General features: G+C 68.2%; 16 protein-coding genes. 2 read left to right on the top strand and 14 right to left on the bottom strand.

Features of this window, described 5'->3' with window-relative positions:
- Nucleotides 1–22: 22 nt before the first annotated feature.
- Nucleotides 23–280, top strand: a complete 258-nt coding sequence (locus CHB86_RS12510) for a hypothetical protein (protein ID WP_089233388.1) — start codon at nucleotides 23–25, stop codon at nucleotides 278–280.
- Between the two features lie 66 nt (nucleotides 281–346).
- Here the strand turns inward: CHB86_RS12510 and CHB86_RS12505 are convergent, their stop codons facing one another.
- From CHB86_RS12505 to speB, 7 genes are all read right to left on the bottom strand, one after another.
- Nucleotides 347–1,351 (bottom strand): ABC transporter ATP-binding protein, encoded by a 1,005-nt coding sequence (locus tag CHB86_RS12505; protein WP_089233387.1) that lies wholly within the window; start codon nucleotides 1,349–1,351, stop codon nucleotides 347–349.
- Nucleotides 1,352–2,188 (bottom strand): sn-glycerol-3-phosphate ABC transporter permease UgpE, encoded by an 837-nt coding sequence (ugpE, locus tag CHB86_RS12500; RefSeq protein ID WP_089233585.1) that lies wholly within the window; start codon nucleotides 2,186–2,188, stop codon nucleotides 1,352–1,354.
- A gap of 17 nt (nucleotides 2,189–2,205) precedes the next feature.
- Complete coding sequence (ugpA, locus tag CHB86_RS12495; protein ID WP_089233386.1) at nucleotides 2,206–3,087, bottom strand: sn-glycerol-3-phosphate ABC transporter permease UgpA; 882 nt, start codon at nucleotides 3,085–3,087, stop codon at nucleotides 2,206–2,208.
- 46 nt (nucleotides 3,088–3,133) lie between these two features.
- Entirely contained in the window at nucleotides 3,134–4,444 is a 1,311-nt protein-coding gene (ugpB, locus tag CHB86_RS12490) for a sn-glycerol-3-phosphate ABC transporter substrate-binding protein UgpB (protein ID WP_089233385.1), read from the bottom strand.
- 111 nt (nucleotides 4,445–4,555) lie between these two features.
- Complete coding sequence (locus tag CHB86_RS12485; protein ID WP_089233384.1) at nucleotides 4,556–5,464, bottom strand: HAD-IIA family hydrolase; 909 nt, start codon at nucleotides 5,462–5,464, stop codon at nucleotides 4,556–4,558.
- A gap of 58 nt (nucleotides 5,465–5,522) precedes the next feature.
- Nucleotides 5,523–6,332: a DeoR/GlpR family DNA-binding transcription regulator gene (locus tag CHB86_RS12480; RefSeq protein ID WP_089233383.1), complete on the bottom strand. Its 810-nt coding sequence runs from the start codon at nucleotides 6,330–6,332 to the stop codon at nucleotides 5,523–5,525.
- Between the two features lie 230 nt (nucleotides 6,333–6,562).
- Entirely contained in the window at nucleotides 6,563–7,531 is a 969-nt protein-coding gene (gene speB, locus CHB86_RS12475; protein WP_089233382.1) for an agmatinase, read from the bottom strand.
- A gap of 298 nt (nucleotides 7,532–7,829) precedes the next feature.
- Between speB and CHB86_RS12470 the strand changes: the two genes are divergently transcribed.
- Complete coding sequence (locus tag CHB86_RS12470; RefSeq protein WP_089233381.1) at nucleotides 7,830–8,663, top strand: 3-oxoadipate:acetyl-CoA acetyltransferase; 834 nt, start codon at nucleotides 7,830–7,832, stop codon at nucleotides 8,661–8,663.
- Here CHB86_RS12470 and CHB86_RS12465 read toward each other — a convergent pair.
- The 7 genes from CHB86_RS12465 to CHB86_RS12435 all read right to left on the bottom strand — a co-directional run bounded on the left by CHB86_RS12465 (nucleotide 8,660) and on the right by CHB86_RS12435 (nucleotide 15,777).
- On the bottom strand, nucleotides 8,660–8,935 hold the full coding sequence (locus tag CHB86_RS12465) for a hypothetical protein (protein ID WP_089233380.1): 276 nt from the start codon (nucleotides 8,933–8,935) through the stop codon (nucleotides 8,660–8,662). The two genes, CHB86_RS12470 and CHB86_RS12465, sit on opposite strands and share 4 nt — an antisense overlap.
- Nucleotides 8,932–11,442: a ferrous iron transport protein B gene (gene feoB / locus CHB86_RS12460; protein ID WP_089233379.1), complete on the bottom strand. Its 2,511-nt coding sequence runs from the start codon at nucleotides 11,440–11,442 to the stop codon at nucleotides 8,932–8,934. The genes CHB86_RS12465 and feoB overlap by 4 nt, the downstream gene beginning before the upstream one ends.
- Nucleotides 11,435–11,770, bottom strand: a complete 336-nt coding sequence (locus CHB86_RS24895) for a FeoA family protein (protein ID WP_217898301.1) — start codon at nucleotides 11,768–11,770, stop codon at nucleotides 11,435–11,437. The genes feoB and CHB86_RS24895 overlap by 8 nt, the downstream gene beginning before the upstream one ends.
- Before the next feature lie 175 nt (nucleotides 11,771–11,945).
- Nucleotides 11,946–13,100, bottom strand: coding sequence for an N-acetylglucosamine-6-phosphate deacetylase (gene nagA, locus CHB86_RS12450; RefSeq protein ID WP_089233378.1), 1,155 nt, complete (start codon nucleotides 13,098–13,100; stop codon nucleotides 11,946–11,948).
- Nucleotides 13,097–14,128, bottom strand: coding sequence for an SIS domain-containing protein (locus CHB86_RS12445; RefSeq protein ID WP_089233377.1), 1,032 nt, complete (start codon nucleotides 14,126–14,128; stop codon nucleotides 13,097–13,099). Before CHB86_RS12445 ends, nagA begins: the two co-directional genes overlap by 4 nt.
- Nucleotides 14,129–14,140: 12 nt before the next feature.
- Nucleotides 14,141–14,902: a GntR family transcriptional regulator gene (locus CHB86_RS12440; RefSeq protein WP_089233376.1), complete on the bottom strand. Its 762-nt coding sequence runs from the start codon at nucleotides 14,900–14,902 to the stop codon at nucleotides 14,141–14,143.
- Entirely contained in the window at nucleotides 14,899–15,777 is an 879-nt protein-coding gene (locus CHB86_RS12435) for a glucosamine kinase nucleotide-binding domain-containing protein (protein ID WP_089233375.1), read from the bottom strand. Before CHB86_RS12435 ends, CHB86_RS12440 begins: the two co-directional genes overlap by 4 nt.
- Nucleotides 15,778–15,823 lie beyond the last annotated feature (46 nt).

Genomic DNA, 15,823 nt, shown 5'->3' with positions numbered 1-15,823 from the left:
GGCACATCCGGAGGATGGCACGATGGCCCTGGAAAAGACGATTGCCCGGCTGGACGACTATTACGCCAGGCTGAAGAGCGACAAGGCTGACCGGATCAAGGTCCGTCATGTCGAGAAGGTCATCCTCAAGCTCGAAGCCAAGCAGGAGGCGCTTCGCAAGGACCTTGAGAAGGCGACCAAGCCGTCGAAACGGGAACGTCTCGAAGCCAAGCTCAAGATCGTTCACGACCAGATGGCCCGCGCCCGCTGGCTGCGCAAGCAGATCACCAAGTCCGAGTGACCTGCGCGGCCCGCTCGGGTCCTTGGTGACGGTCGCCCCGCGCCGCGTCGGCGCAGGGCGCAAGGCTCAGCCGGCGCGCCGGCCGTCCGCGCCGAAGACCATCTGGTGCTCCGGGCTCCAGTCGAGGTGGAGCGAAGCGCCCTCCGCGGGGATCGGCTCCCCTGCGTCCTGGCGAACGGTGATCGCCGCGCCGTCCTCGGTGCGCAGATGGACCAGCGTTTCGGCGCCAAGCGCCTCGGCATAGGCGACCGTGGCCGCGAGCTTGCCGGTCGCCCCTAGCCGGACATGCTCCGGGCGGATGCCCACCTGCGCGCCCGCCGGCCCGCCGCCGACGCGTCCGGCATCGAGGAAATTCGTCGGCGGCGAACCGATGAAGCCGGCGACGAAAGCGGTCTGCGGGTTGGCGTAGACCTCCAGTGGCGCGCCGACCTGGTCGGCGACCCCGTCGTGCATCACGATCATGCGGTCGGCCAAGGTCATCGCCTCCACCTGGTCATGGGTGACATAGAGCGAGGTGACCCCCAGTTCGCGCTGCAGCGCCTTGATCTCCAGCCGCATCTGCACCCGGAGCTTGGCGTCGAGGTTGCTGAGCGGTTCGTCGAACAGGAACACCGCCGGCTTGCGCACGATCGCGCGCCCCATGGCGACGCGCTGGCGCTGGCCGCCCGACAACTCGCGCGGGCGGCGCTTGAGGTATTCCTCGAGCTGCAACATCCGCGCGGCCGTCTGAACGCGCGCCTCGATCTCCGCCCGCGGCACCTTCGCGATCTTGAGCCCGTAGGCCATGTTGTCGAAGACCGACATGTGCGGGTAGAGCGCGTAGTTCTGGAACACCATCGCGATGTCCCGGTCCATCGGCTCGACCTCGTTGACCCGCGTGCCGCCGATCCGGACCTCGCCGCTGGTCACCGTCTCCAGCCCCGCCACCATGCGCAGCAGGGTGGACTTGCCGCAGCCGGAGGGGCCGACGATGACGATGAACTCGCCATCCTCGATCTCGATGTCGACGCCATGGATGACGTCCGTCTTGCCGAAGCTCTTCTTCAGGTTTTCGAGCGAAACTGTCGCCATCTATTTCTCACTTTCCACAAGGCCGCGGATGAACAGCCGCTGCATTCCGATCACCACGATGATCGGTGGCACCATGGCCAGGATCGATGTCGCCATGATCACCGGCCAGTCGGCGATGTCGTCGCCGGAGGGGAACATCTGCTTGATGCCCATCACGATGGTATTCATCTCCGGATCTGTCGTGATCAGCAGCGGCCAGAGATACTGGTTCCAGCCGTAGATGAAGAGGATCACGAAGAGCGCGGCGATGTTGGTGCGGCTCATCGGCAGCAGGATGTCGAGGAAGAACCGCATGGGCCGAGCGCCATCGACTCGGGCGGCCTCGGCCAGCTCGTCCGGAACGGTCATGAAGAACTGCCGGAACAGGAAGGTCGCCGTGGCCGAGGCGATCAGCGGGAAGATCAGGCCGGAGTAGCTGTTGAGCATCCCGAAATTGGCCGCCACCTCGTAGGTCGGCACGATGCGCACCTCCACGGGCAGCATCAGCGTCAGGAAGATCAGCCAGAAGAAGACCTTCCGGAGCGGGAAGCGGAAGTAGACGATCGCGAAGGCCGAGAGCAGCGAGATCACGATCTTGCCGAGTGCGATCCCGAGCGCCATCACGCCCGAGTTCACCAGCATCCGCGCCACCGGCGCGTTGACGCCCGAGGTCAGCGCGCGGGAGTAGTTCTCGAAGAACTGGTCGCCCGGCAGCAGGGGCATCGGCGGGCGCACGATGTCCTGCTGCTCGACCGTCGATGCGACGAAGGCGAGCCAGATCGGGAAGAAGATGAAGGCGACGCCGATGATCAGGCCCAGATGGGTGAGCCAGAGCCCGGCGCCGCGCTTTTCGACCATGCCGTTGTGCTGTGCCATCAGTAGTGCACCCTGCGTTCGATGAACTTGAACTGGACCACGGTCAGGATCGACACGACGACCAGCAGGATCACGGATTGCGCCGCCGAGGAACCGAGGTCCTGGCCCACGAAACCGTCGGCATAGACCTTGTAGACGAGGATCGTCGTCGCCTGCTGCGGCCCGCCGCTGGTGATCGTGTGGATGACGCCGAAGGTCTCGAAGAAGGCGTAGATGATGTTGACCACCAGCAGGAAGAAGGTCGTGGGCGACAGCAGCGGGAAGACGATGGTGCGGAACCGCGTCCAGAACCGCGCGCCGTCGATCGCCGCTGCCTCGATCACCGATTTCGGGATCGCCTGCAGTCCGGCGAGGAAGAACAGGAAGTTGTAGCTGATCCGTCCCCAGGCCGAGGCGACGACGACAAGGCCCATGGCCTCGCCCTCGTTCAGCACGTGGTTCCAGTCGTAGCCCAAAAGGCCGAGATACCAGGTCACCACGCCGACGCGGGTGTTGAACATGAAGAGCCACAGCACGCCGGCCACCGCGGGGGCGACCGCATAGGGCCAGATCAGCAGCGTGCGATAGGTCCCGGAGCCCTTGATCAGCCGCTCTGCGAGCACCGCGAGGTAGAGCGCGACGGCCATCGAGACGATGGTGACCAGCGAGGAGAACACCGCCGTGGTGGCGAAGGAGGCGCGGTAATAGGGATCGCTCAGCAGGAACTCGAAGTTCCCCAGACCCACGAACTGCATCGACAGCCCGAAGGGATCGGGGATGAACAGCGACTGCCAGATCGCCTGCCCGGCCGGGTAGAAGAAGAACACGGCCGTGATCAGGATCTGCGGGAAGACCAGCAGGATCGGCAGCCAGATGCCCTTGAAGGTGACGCGTTTTTCCATCTGAGATGCGCGGCGCTCCCGTTGCCCGGGAGCGCCGCCTTTCCGTTTACTGCGAGGCTTGTTCGAAGCGGCGCAGCAGGGCGTTGCCCCGCTCCACGGCGCTGTCGAGCGCGGCCTGGGCGTCCTTGTCACCCGACCAGACGGCTTCCAGCTCCTCGTCGATGATCGTGCGGATCTGGTCGAACGACCCCAGGCGCAGGCCCTTGGAGTTCGCGGTGGGCTCCTTGGCCGTCATCTGGATCACGGCGATGTCCGTGCCCGGGTTCTCGTCGTAGAAGCCCTGCTCGCGGGTCAGGTCGCCGGCCTCGGCGGTGATCGGCAGATAGCCGGTGTCCTGGTGCCACTTGGCCTGGATCTCGGGCGAGCTGAGGAAGTTCAGGAACGCCGCGACGCCCTGGTAATCCTCGGCCTCGTGGCCCTCCATGACCCAGAGCGAGGCGCCACCGATGATGGTGTTCTGCGGCTCCGCGGTCACCGCCTCCCAATAGGGCAGCGGACGCACTTCGAAGTCGAACTGGGCCTCGGACTTGATGCCCGCGTAGCCGGCCGAGGATTCGGTGAACAGCGCGCATTCACCGGCGCGGAAGTTGGCGCCGCCCTCGTTGCGACGGCCGGCGTAGATGAACTTGCCGTCCTTCGCCCACTCGCCCATGGCCGAGATGTGCGCCACCTGGGCTTCGCCGTTGAAGGCCAGTTCGGTGTCGGTGCCGGCGAAGCCGTTGTCCTGCGTCGCGAAGGGCACGTCGTGGTAGGCCGAGAGGTTCTCGAGGTGGATCCAGCTCTGCCAGGCGGTGGTCATCGGGCATTGCACGCCGGCTTCCTTGAGCTGGTCGAGCACCGCGCCGACCTTTTCCCAGGTCGAGAGATCGGTGTCGGGGTCGATGCCGGCCTCGGAAAGCATGTCGCGGTTGATCCAGAGAACCGGGGTCGAGGAGTTGAACGGCAGCGACAGCATGTTGCCGTCGGGCGCGGTGTAGTAGCCCTTGACCGAGCCGATGTACTTGGACTGGTCGAACTCGGCGCCGGCTTCCTCCATCACCGTGTAGACCGGCTTGATGGCGCCCTTGGCGGCCATCATGGTCGCGGTGCCGACCTCGAAGACCATCAGGATTTCCGGCTGCTCGCCGGCGCGGAAGGCGGCGATGCCGGCGTTCAGCGTCTCGGAGTAGTTGCCCTTGTGGGTCGCCTTGACGACATAGTCGCTCTGGCTGCCGTTGAAGGTCTCGACCTGTTCGGCGACGAGGTCGCCGAGGCGGCCTGTAAAGGCGTGCCAGAACTCGATTTCGGTTTGCGCGGCGGCCATCTGGGCGGAGCCGAGGCTGGCGGCCAGCGCCAGCGAGGACAGTGCGTATTTCATTGGTGCGTTTCTCCCAAAGTGATTTCGTCTTTCCTGCGCCGGGCACGGTCTCGGGCAGGGTCGTTCTTTGCTGGTTTCAATGGTCCGTGCGTTATCTCTCACTGCTTCCCCTCATGGCCTCCGGATGATGAAATCCGGAACGATCGCGGTGCGGGCGATCGCGTTCGGGATGTCGAGCCCCTCGAAGAAGCCGAACTCCGCCACCAGGGCGGAGGCGACGCCCGCGGTCTGGGCTCCTAGGATGTCGGTGTGGAGGCTGTCGCCCACCATCAGCACCCGCGACGGCGGCACCTCCCGCCCGATCCGGGCGAGGGCGAGGTCGTAGATGTTGGCGAAGGGCTTGCCGTAGAACGCGGGCTCGATGCCGAGCCTGTCTGCGATGCGATGCGCGAAATAGCCGGGCTCGGCAGAGAAGCCCTCGTCGCGCGGTGCGATGATGTCGGGGTTGGCGACCAGCACCGGGCGCGGCGCGGCGCGCAGGCTGTCTTCGAGCAGCGCCTGCCGCGTTTCCGTCCACGTGTCGCTGCCAACCAGCAGGAACCCGTCCGCCTCGGCGTAGGCGGCGGGATCGTCCTCCAGCGATATCATCCGTGCGTTGCACAGATCGTCGAGCCGGGCTTCCGGGGGGGCCATCACGCCCCAGCACCGAGGCGCCTGCGCCTCCAGCGCGACCGCGAGGGCGGCCCGGCTGGACACGATGTCGGCCAGATCGAAGTCGTAGCCGAGACGGTGGTATTTCTCGCCGAGGTCTTGCCGCGTCAGGCTCGCGGCGTTGGACACAACGAGCACGCGCTTGCCGCCCTGCCGCAGTGCCTCGATCCGTTCCGCCGTCCCGGGAATGGCGTTGTTGCCGATGTTGAGCACCCCGTAGGCGTCGAGCAGGAAGACGTCGAACCGGTCGGCGATCTCGGCCAGCGTTGCGGCTTCGACGGGCGCCGCGGAACTCTGGCGCGGAGCGGGCAGGCGACCACGCGCGCGCTCGTAGGCCTCGAAAGCCTCGGCAGAGGTCAGCCGGATCATGCGAGCCTCCCGGCGTCTGCGCGACAGGCAATGCGTTCTCGGTATGCGTTCTGTCCGGTCATTGCGCCACCAGGATGTCGGTACCGCTGACGGCAAGCGCCGCGGCGAGCTCGCCTTCCGGCGCGCGATCGACCACGATGCTGTCGAGATCGGCGAAGCCTGCCACACGGGCCAGCCCCTTGCGGCCGAACTTGGCGCTGCCGATCAGGAGGTGCCCGCACGCCGCGCGTTTCAGCATCCGGCGTTTGACCGCGGCAAAGCCCTGCACGGCCTCCGACGGGCCCTCGGCCGAGATCGCGGAGGCGCCGATGAAGCAGCGGTCGACGTTGAAGCGGTCGATGAAGTCGAGCGTGTCGGTCCCGACCAGCGCCGACTCGGCCGGCAGGTAGTCGCCCGGGCAGAGCCGGATCGCGATGCCCTCGCCGGTGGCCAGCGTCATGGCCACGGGGATCGAATTTGTCAGCACCGTACAGCGCGTCCCGAGAATGGCCAGCGCGCGGGCAAAGGCGATGGTGGTGGAGCCGGAATCCACCATGAGCGTTTCGCCATCGGCGACCAGCGCGGCGGCGCGACGGCCGATCCGGTCGCGTTCCGCGACATGGGCGGCGCTGCGTTCGTCGAGGCTGGGGTGGTGGCCATGGGCGGGCGCGTAGGCACCGCCGGTCGCCCGCTGGATCAGCCCTTCGCCGCTGAGCGCGTCGAAGTCGCGCCGGATGGTCTCGGACGAGACGCCGAAACGCTCTGCAAGATCACCGTTGCGGACGTGGGGCTGCAGTTTCAGCTCGAGCAGAATCTGCCGCCGCCGCTCCGACTTCTTGAGTCGAAGCGGCACGGCCTCGCCGCGCCTTTCTGCAGATCCAGTGGTCATTGTCAGCCCGTCTCCCCGCGAACCGCGTTGAAATCATGTGGCTGATCGCACAGCAACGCAACAGTTTTGTGGCAAATCCATCGTTCCCTAAGGGAAGTGCGAGGGTTTGGCGATTTTCGGGAGCGGAAGGGGCCGGTGGACACGGGGGGCGAAATGCAAAGGCGCACCCGGCGTCGAAGCCGGATGCGCCCTGGTCACCATAGCTATCTGCGGCGCGGTGCGCCGGTGGATCAGCCCGTCGCGCCCGGTCGGGCGGCGTAGAGCGCGAGCATGTCGCTCAGCAGCGTCGCCGCGGCGATGCTTGTGATCTCGGAATGGTCGAAGGGCGGCGAAACCTCGACGAGGTCCATGCCGACGATGTTGATCCCGGCGAGGCCGAACAGCATCTCCTTGGCCTGGTGCGTGGTAAGCCCGCCGATCACCGGCGTGCCGGTGCCCGGCGCCGCGGAGGGATCGAGCGCGTCGATGTCGAAAGTGACGTAGCAGGGCGCGTCGCCCACGATCTCGCGGATGCGGCGGGCGGTGGCCTCGGGGCCGTCGCGGTGCACGTCGCGGGCAGAGATGATGTTGAAGCCGAGCGGGTCGGGGTTGTGGGTGCGGATGCCCACCTGCACCGAATGCTCCGGCACCACGAGGCCCTCGCGGGTCGCGTGCCACAGCATGGTGCCGTGATCGATCCGGTCGGGTTCGTCGGCCCAGGTGTCGCTGTGGGCGTCGAACTGGATCAGCCGCAGCGGCCCGTGTTTCTCCGCGTGGGCCTTGAGCAGCGGCCAGGTGACGAAGTGGTCGCCGCCGATCGACATCAGCGCGGTATCGGTGGCGAGGATCTTGCGGGCGGTTTCGGTGATCCGCTCCGGCACCTCCATCGGACGGCCCGGATCGAACTCGCAATCGCCGTAATCGACGATGGCGAGGGTCTCGAACGGATCGCTTTCCCAGGGCCAGGGGCCGGACCAGGCGATGTGGCTGGAGGCGGCGCGCACGCCGCGGGGGCCGAACCGCGTCCCTGAACGCCCGGAGAGCGCGAGGTCGTAGGGGATGCCGAGCACGGCGACATCCGCCGCAGCGAGGTCGCGCGTGAAGCGGCGGCGCATGAAGGACAGCGCGCCGGCATAGGCGGCCTCGGGTACGGTGCCGCGCAGGTCCTCGCGGGTAAAGGCGAGATCGCCGGCGACGGGGGTGACGCTGCTGTCTGTCATGTCGTTGGCCTTTCGGGATCGGACGAGCGTTGCCTCTCGGTAGGGGGCGGCGCGGCCAAAGGCAACCGGTGTCGCGCACCGTCGGCGACCGGGGCGCCGCCCCCCTGGCCCCGGGGTATTTCGGCCAGGAAGAGCGGGGCCGGCGGGGAGACGATGTGAGGCAGGCGAGCATTCTTGCCCGCCCGGCGACACCGGACCACAATGCCGACAGGGGGCGAGTTCGTCCTCGGCAGATCATTTCCGCTGACCCGCCCTTGCGAGAGGGCCGGGCAAAGGCGGAGCAACCGGGAAGAGCCCCATGACCAAGCCCTGCATAATCTGCGTTGCAATCACCGGATCGGTCGCCACCAAGAAGGACAACCCGGCGGTGCCGATCACCGTGTCGGAACAGGTGGAGAGCGTGCAGGAATCCTTCGAGGCGGGGGCGGCGATCGCGCATTGCCATGTGCGCAACGATGACGGCACGCCGAGCTCGGACCCCGAGAAGTTCGCGCGGCTCAAGGAGGGGCTCGAGGCGCATTGCCCGGGCATGATCATCCAGTTCTCCACCGGGGGACGTTCGGGGGCGGGGTCGGCGCGCGGCGGGATGCTTCCGCTGAGGCCCGACATGGCATCGCTTTCCGTCGGATCGAACAACTTCCCGACGCGGGTCTACGAGAATCCCCCCGATCTGGTGGATTGGCTGGCCTCTGAGATGCGGACCTATGGCGTGAAGCCCGAGATCGAGGCCTTCGACCTGTCGCACATCCACCAGGCGGTGGCGATGAACCGCGACGGGCGGATTCCGGGCCGACTCTACGTCCAGTTCGTCATGGGAGTGAAGAACGCGATGCCGGTGGATCGCGATGTCTTCGACTACTACGTCCGGACGATGGAGCGGCTGGCGCCGGAGGCCGAGTGGTGCGCCGCCGGGATCGGCCGGCACCAGATCACGTTGAACGAATGGGCCGTGGCCGCGGGTGGGCATACGCGCACGGGGCTGGAGGACAACGTGCGCCTCGACCGGGAGACGCTTGCGCCGTCGAATGCCGCGCTGGTTCGCCGGACGGTGGAGATCTGCGAGAAACACGCGCGCCCGGTGGCGACCTGGGCGCAGGCGCGCGAGATCCTCGGTCTCGCGATGCCGGGCTAGGCGGCGCGTCTTCGCGGTTCGGCCTTGGCGTCTGGGCTATCGTTGATCTCGAAGGGCTTCCGGCTTGCGCTCGGGCAGCCGCCGGAGGCGGGGCAACCCGCGCATCCCGGGCAGCCGCCGCCCGATCCGCTGCGCGCCTTGCGGCGCAGGAGCCCGCGCAGCAGGTAGGCCAGCGCCAGCCCGGCCAGAAGCGCGACCAAGGCGTATTCCACCGGTGCGATCCCGGCCTCGCGACCAAGATCCACCATCGGTTGGGCCATGTCCCCGTTCATTCCGCGGCCTCCACTGTCGGCTGTGCGCCGAGCCGCGCGAGCCAGGGCTTGGGCAGCGCCACGAGGATCAGGACCCCGAGCGCCAGCGCATGCACCGCCGCCATGGCCTGCAGCCCGGTCAGGCCGAGCGCGCTGGCCAGGGTGAACACCGCCGATGCGGTGGCCAGGCCCAGCAGCGTCGGAAAGGCGATGGAGAACAGCATCCAATTGAGCGAGCCGGTCTGCATCCGTACCGCGATCACCGTGGCGAGGCAGGGCGGATAGAGCGCGAAGAACAGCAGCAACGCCACGGACGAGACGGCGCTGCGCCCTTCGGCCAGTTGCGTGGCGCCCATCCGCTCCTCTAGCGAGAGATTCTGGCCGTCGTCCTGGTCGTAAAGCACGCCGAAGGTGGCGACCGAATTCTCCCGCGCGGCGAAGGAGGTCAGCAGGGCGACGTTGATCTTCCAGTCGAAATCCGCAAAGCGGGTCACCGGCTCGAGCCCGCGCCCGACGTAGCCGAGGAAGCTGCTTTCCAGCCGGTCGCGGCGCAACTCCCGGCGCAGTTCCGCGCGCGTTTCGGACAGCGTCTGCAGTGCGGCATTGGCCGCCCGGGCGTCGGGCGTGGCGTCAGGCAGCAGGAAGAGGGCGGCGTCCGGGTGATCCCGGCGCAGCGCATCGGCGAGGGCGGCGCGGGCGGCCTGGGTCTCCGCGGACTTTATCTCGGCGGCGAAGTCGGTCTGGAGCGTGACCAGTCGCACGAGGCGGGCCGGTTCCTGCACCTCGGTGCGGAGCGGGTTGGTGGCCATCTCGGCATAGAAGCGGGCGATCGCAGCCTCTGCCTGCGACTGGTAGTCCAGCTGGCGTTCGGCCGGCACGCCGGGGAATTGCAGCAGCGCGTAGATCACCGTCGCCACGGCCAGGACCACGGTGGCCACCTTGCGGATGTAGAGCCAGGTGCGGCTGAAGGCGCGGTGCATCACGCCGGATATCGTCGGCAGGTGATAGCTTGGCAGTTCCATCACGAAGGGCGCGGTCTCCTCCTTCCGCAGGAGCGAGGTGGTGAGCAGCTTGGCCACCAGCAGCGCCGCGATCACGGTGAAGGTCGACAGGTAGAACAGCATCAGACCCTTGGCCTGCGGGAACCAGATGTTGATGATCAGGGCGTAGAGCGGGATCTTGGCCATGCAGTTCATGAAGGGCACGGTCAGGATCGTGGCGAGCCGGGCGCGCGCATCGGGGATGCCCTTGGTTGCCATCACGCCCGGCACGGCGCAGCCGCCGGCAAAGACGCCCGCGAGGATGAAGGGCAGGGTGGACTGCCCGTGCAGGCCGAAGCGGTGCAGGATACGGTCTAGGATAAAGGCGATGCGGGCCATGTAGCCGGAATCCTCCAGGATCGCGATCAGGGCGAAGAGGATGAGGAAGATCGGCACGTAGCTCAGCAGCGTGTTCATCGAATCGACGGTCCAGAGGCCCATGGCGCGGAGTTGCGGATCGGTGAGGAAGCCCGGATCCGGCAGCAGCCCGCCCACGAAGCTGCGAAAGGTTGCGAGGATTGGCCATGTGACCTCGGTCAGCTGGTATCCCTGGACGATGGAAAGCTGGTAGATCGCCCAGATCGTCGCGACCAGGAAAACCGGGGCGAGAAACCGGTTGAGCAGAACCCGGTCGATCCGCTCGGAGACGGGCACCTCGCCGGCGCGGGTGTCGGTGACGCAGGCGGCGGCGATCTCGGCGGCATGGCTGTCGCGGCAGGCGCAGATATGATCCCCTGCGCTCAAGCCGTGCTGCGTCTCGAAGGCGCTGCGGGCGCGGTAGAGCTCGTCGAGCAGCCCGTGCGGATTCTCCATCCGGTCGGCGAGCAGCGCTTCGGCCTCGCTGTCGCCTTCCAGCAGTTTGACGGCAAGCCAGCGGGCGGAGATGCCGTAGAGCGCCGGTTCGGCGGAGAGCGTGGCCTGGATGCGGGCGACCTCCTTCTCCAGCGGGCCGTAGTTCAGCGTGGCGGGCACGACCCGTCCGGCCGCGGCGGTTTCGGCGATGGCGCTGCGCAGCTCTGCCTCTCCCACTCCCCGCCGTCCGACGACGGGCACGACGGGAACGCAGAGCCGGCGTTCCAGCGCGTCGAGGTCGATCTCGAGTCCCCGCCGGTCCGCCGCGTCCATCATGTTGAGTGCGACGACGACCGGCGCGCCCATCTCGAGCAGCTGAAAGGTGAGCGGCAGCGCGCGGCGCAGGTTGGTGGCGTCGAGCACGTTGACCACCACGTCGGGCGCCTCGGTCAGCAGGAAGCTCCGGGCCACCCGCTCTTCGAGCGAAAAGGGCGAGAGGCTGTAGGCGCCGGGCAGGTCGACGACATCGAAGCGCCGGCCTCGCGCGGTGTAGCCGCCGTATTTCTTGTCGACCGTCACGCCGGGGTAGTTGGCGATATGCTGTTGCAGGCCGGTCAGCAGGTTGAAGAGCGTCGACTTGCCGGCGTTCTGCTGACCGGCGAGGGCGACGAGGGACGGGGTCCGCGGCTCAGTCATGGCGCACCTGGATCTGAGCCGCCTCGCGCCGGCGGAGCACGATGAAGCTGTCGTCCAGTTGCAGCTCGATCGGGTCGAGCAGCGGTGCATTGCGCACCATCCGGACCTCCCGTCCGGGTTGGAAGCCGAGGTCGAGCAGCCGCTGGCGCACCGGTCCGCATCCACAGAGCCGGCGGATCGTGCAGCGCTCGCCCGGTTCCATCGCGTCGAGCCCGCAGCGGCATTCCCCCGTCGCACCTGCACAGCAGCGGCGGCGTCCCTTGCCGCAGCCGGTCCCGCGGGGCTTGCCGCGCCTCAGGCCGATTTTGTCGAAGATCGCGTATCTCATCGCGTCGCATCCCTTTTATCCCAGGGCGGAGGCGATCTTGTCTCATGGGCGCCCGGGCGGGGCCGCGGGCAAAGGTCGTCCCGTCGCGACCGGGTCTATCATCCCGAGTGTTTTTCTCAAGATAGGGGCGGCGTGACAGGGCGTCGCGCCGGGCCAGCGCATGGCGCCTGCGGGTTCAGATCGCTGCGCCGCCCATCCAGACACCGGCCAGGTGGCACGCGCGGTCGAGATGCACCATGTCCGCGACCCGCCCGGCGGCAAGGTGCCCGTGCCGCGCGGAGAGCCCGGCAACGGCTGCCGGCACCGAGGTCGCCATCGCCAGCGCCTCCGCCCGTGTCAGGCCGAGGGTGCCGGTGAGGTTGCGGATCGCGGTTGCGAGGTCGAGGTCGGCCCCGGCGAGCGTGCCGTCGGCGAGGGTCAGCCGGCCGTCCTGCCGCTCGATCCGCCGCCCGTTCAGGATGAAGCCGTCGAGGTCGGTACCCGCCGGCGCCATCGCGTCGGTGACGAGAAAGATCCGTCCCGGGCCCTGCTTGGCGGCAAGCGCGACCCGGATCGCGGCCGGGTGCACATGCACGAAATCGGCGATCAGCCCGGCCGAGAGCGCGCCCTCCGTCAGCGCGGCGCCGACCACGCCGGGCTCGCGGTGCCCCATCTGGCTCTGGGCGTTGTAGAGGTGGGTCACGCAGCGCGCCCCGGCCCGAACCGATGCGCGGCAGGTTTCGTAGCTGCTGTCGGTGTGGCCGAGCGACACGATGGCACCGGCGGCGGCCAGCGCGGAGATCTGGTCGTTGCGCACCGATTCCGGCGCGACGGTCGTCATCAGCGCGGGAAGCCGTCCGGCGGCATCGCAGAGCAGCGCGAGATCGGCATCCTCCATGGGCCGGATCAGCGACGGGTCATGCGCGCCCTTACGGGCCAGCGACAGGTGCGGCCCTTCGAGGTGCAGGCCGGCGATGCCGGGAACGCCCTCGGCGATGGCCTCGACCGCGGCCTCGATCGCGGCGCGGGTCCGCTCGGCGGTGTCGGTGATCAGCGTCGGCAGGATCGTGGCGGTGCCGAGCCGGGCGTGGGCCTCGGCCATGCAGCGCAGGGTCTCGACGCTCTGCGCGTCGTTGAACATCACCCCGCCGCCGCCGTTGACCTGAAGATCGACGAAGCCCGGCGCCAGCGTGCCGCCGTCCAGTTTGTGGCGGGGTACGCCCTCCGGGATCTCGCCCTCGGCGACAATTGCCGAAACGCGCTCTCTTTCGACCAGCAACGCGCAGCCGGCGTGCATCGAGACGCCGTCGAAGATCTCCGCCCCGACGAAGGCGGTGGGGCCGGAGGTCATAGCGTTTCGGTCACTTTCTGCAGGTGACGGGGCGTATCGGGGTCGATGCCGCGCTCGACGGCGAACCGCTCGACCATGGCGTAGAACGAGACGATCAGGCTGATCGGATCGGTCAGGGGATGGTCGGTGCGGACATGGTCGATGGCGGTGGCATGGCTGACCTTCGGTGAGGTGATGAAGACCTTCGCCCCCTTCTGCGCGATCTGGTCGGCGATCTCGGCCACGGCCCGTTCGGCCCGGTCCTCGGCGGCGAAGCAGATCACCGGGAAGCCCTCGCCGACAATCGAGACCGGCCCGTGCAACACCTCGGCAGAGGAGTAGCTCTCGGCGTGCAGCTGGCAAGTTTCCTTGAACTTCAGCGCCGCCTCGTTGGAGATCGCCCAGGCCGGGCCGCGGCCGAGCGTGAAGAGCGAGCGGTCGCCGGTGAGGTTCTCGCGCACCTCCGGCCAGTCGAGCTTGGTCGCACCGTTGAGCAGGTCCGGCAGGCGGTGCAGCGCGGCGATGAGTTCCGCGTCCTGCTTCCACTCGGCCAGTAGCAGGAGCGCGGTGACGACCGAGGTCACAAAGGTCTTGGTCGCGGCGACCGACCGCTCCGGGCCCGCGCAGATGTCCAGCGTGTGCGAGCTGCTCTCGGCCAGTGGGGAATGCCGGTTGTTGGTGATCGCGACAGACAGCGCCCCGTCGAAGCGGGCCATGCGGGCGAGCTCGACGATGTCCGGGCTCATGCCGGATTGCGAGACGGCGATGCACAGGCTCTGCTGCAGCCGCAGGTGCGCGCCATATATCGAGGCGACCGAAGGGCCGACCGAGGCGACGGGCAGGCCCAGCATCAGTTCGCTGGCGTATTTCAGATAGGTGCAGGCGTGGTCCGACGTGCCGCGCGCGATGGTGATGGCAAAGGCCGGGTCGCGGGCGGCGGCGGCGCGGGCCGCATCCTGGATCGCCAGCCGTCCCTTCGACAGCAGGCGCTCCACCGCCGTCGGAATCTCGTCGATCTCGCGCCGCATCTGGGTCTGGGGATGTTCCATGCTGTTTCCGTCCTACTTGCTTGCCAGGCGCAGTTCGGCCACGAAATTGTAGGCATCCCCGCGATAGGTGGATCGGGTGAATTCGGCCGCACGGCCGTCCTTGAGATAGCTCATGCGTTCGATCTTGAGCCCCGCATCGTTGGGCTGCAGGCCGAGCAGGCGCGCCTCCTCGGGGCCGAGGTTGATGGCCGAGATCTTCTGGATCGCCCGCACCGGGTGCTTGCCGGTGCGTTCCAGAACCTCGTAGAGCGAGCGCCCGACCGATTTCGGGTCGGGCAGGATCTCCAGCGGCAGCGAGGCCCGCTCGATCGCCATTGGCCGGCCGTCGGCCAGCCGCAGGCGAGACAGTCGCGCCACCGAGTCGCCGGAGGACAGGGCGAGCGCCACGACCTCTTCGGGCGAGGGGAAGAAGATGCCTCGTTCAAGCCAGGTCGCCGTCGACTCCATGCCGCGCCGGGCCATGTCGTCGGTGAAGGAGGTCAGCCGGGACAGGGATTGCTCGACCCGCCGGTCATCCGGGCCGGTCACGAAAGAGCCCGAGCCCTGCCGCTGGACGATCACGCCCTTCTCGGCCAGCTCCTGGATCGCCTTGCGGACGGTGACCCGCGACAGGCCGGTGAGCGTGGCGATCTCGCGCTCGGGCGGAAGCGGCGCACCGGCCGGGAAGGTGCCCTCGGCGATCCCCTCCTCGATGCGGCGGCGCAAACGGACGTAGCGCGGACCGCTGCCGCTCTGCATCCAGTTCTCGGGATCAAGGAAGGTTGCGACGCTCATGCCCGCACCTCCCCGCCGACACGGGCGGCCAGCGTCAGCGCGCCGTCGAGCGCCGTGCCCTGCGGCGGATGCAGGTCGCGCGCCATCGCTTCCGGCAGCACGCTGGCATAGGGGGCCGCGAGCCCGCCAATCAGGCAAAGCCGCTCGCCCTCCTGCCAGCCGAGCGCCCGGACCGACCGTTCCAGGTGGTTGGCGCCATCCGTCATGAGGCCTTGGGCCACCGCGTCGCCCGCCCCCGCCGCTGCCACGATGCGCGGGGCGAAGGCCCCGTAATCGCCGGGCCGTGCCCGCAGGCTGAACCGGACCACGCCCGGCGGGCCCTCGAATTCGTCCATGATCTCGCGCGTCAGCGGCGAATGCTCGAGCAGCCCGTCATGGGCATGCAGGCTCCGCGTCAGCAACCCGCGCCCCAGCCAGGCGCCGGAGGCCTCGTCGCCGAGCGCGAGCCCCCATCCACCGATCAGCATCAGCGACTCGCCCCGGCTGCGGGCCATGAACGATCCGGTGCCGAGCCCGGCGACCGTTCCGTCCTGCCCGGCCAGCGCACCGATCACCGCGGCCGGCCTGTCGTCGGCCACCGCGATCCTGTCGAAGGGCATCCTGTCAGCCACGAAGTCGGTTTCGCGCCGGTCGATTGCGCCGGCGAGCCCGACGAAGGCCTGCCCGCGCGCCATCTGCTCCGGCGACAACCCCGCCGCGCGCGCCGCGTCGTCCAGCCCTTCGAGGATGGTCGAGATCGCGGCCTCGGGGTCGGTGGAGACATTGGCGGGGCCGCACCGGACCTCGCTGCGGCGCCCGTCATGCAGCACTGCGATGCGGCAGGAAGTGCCGCCGCCGTCAATGCCGATGAGTGGTCTGGGTGCTGCCTCCGTCATGTAGATACCTATATGATACCTATTCATCCAACGGAAGAGAAAAGCG

Origin of the sequence: Tropicimonas sediminicola (assembly GCF_900188335.1) — a bacterium.
Lineage (GTDB): Bacteria > Pseudomonadota > Alphaproteobacteria > Rhodobacterales > Rhodobacteraceae > Tropicimonas > Tropicimonas sediminicola.
The sequence above is the reverse complement of the archived record's forward strand: the minus strand, read 5'-3'. Positions and strand labels throughout refer to the sequence as shown.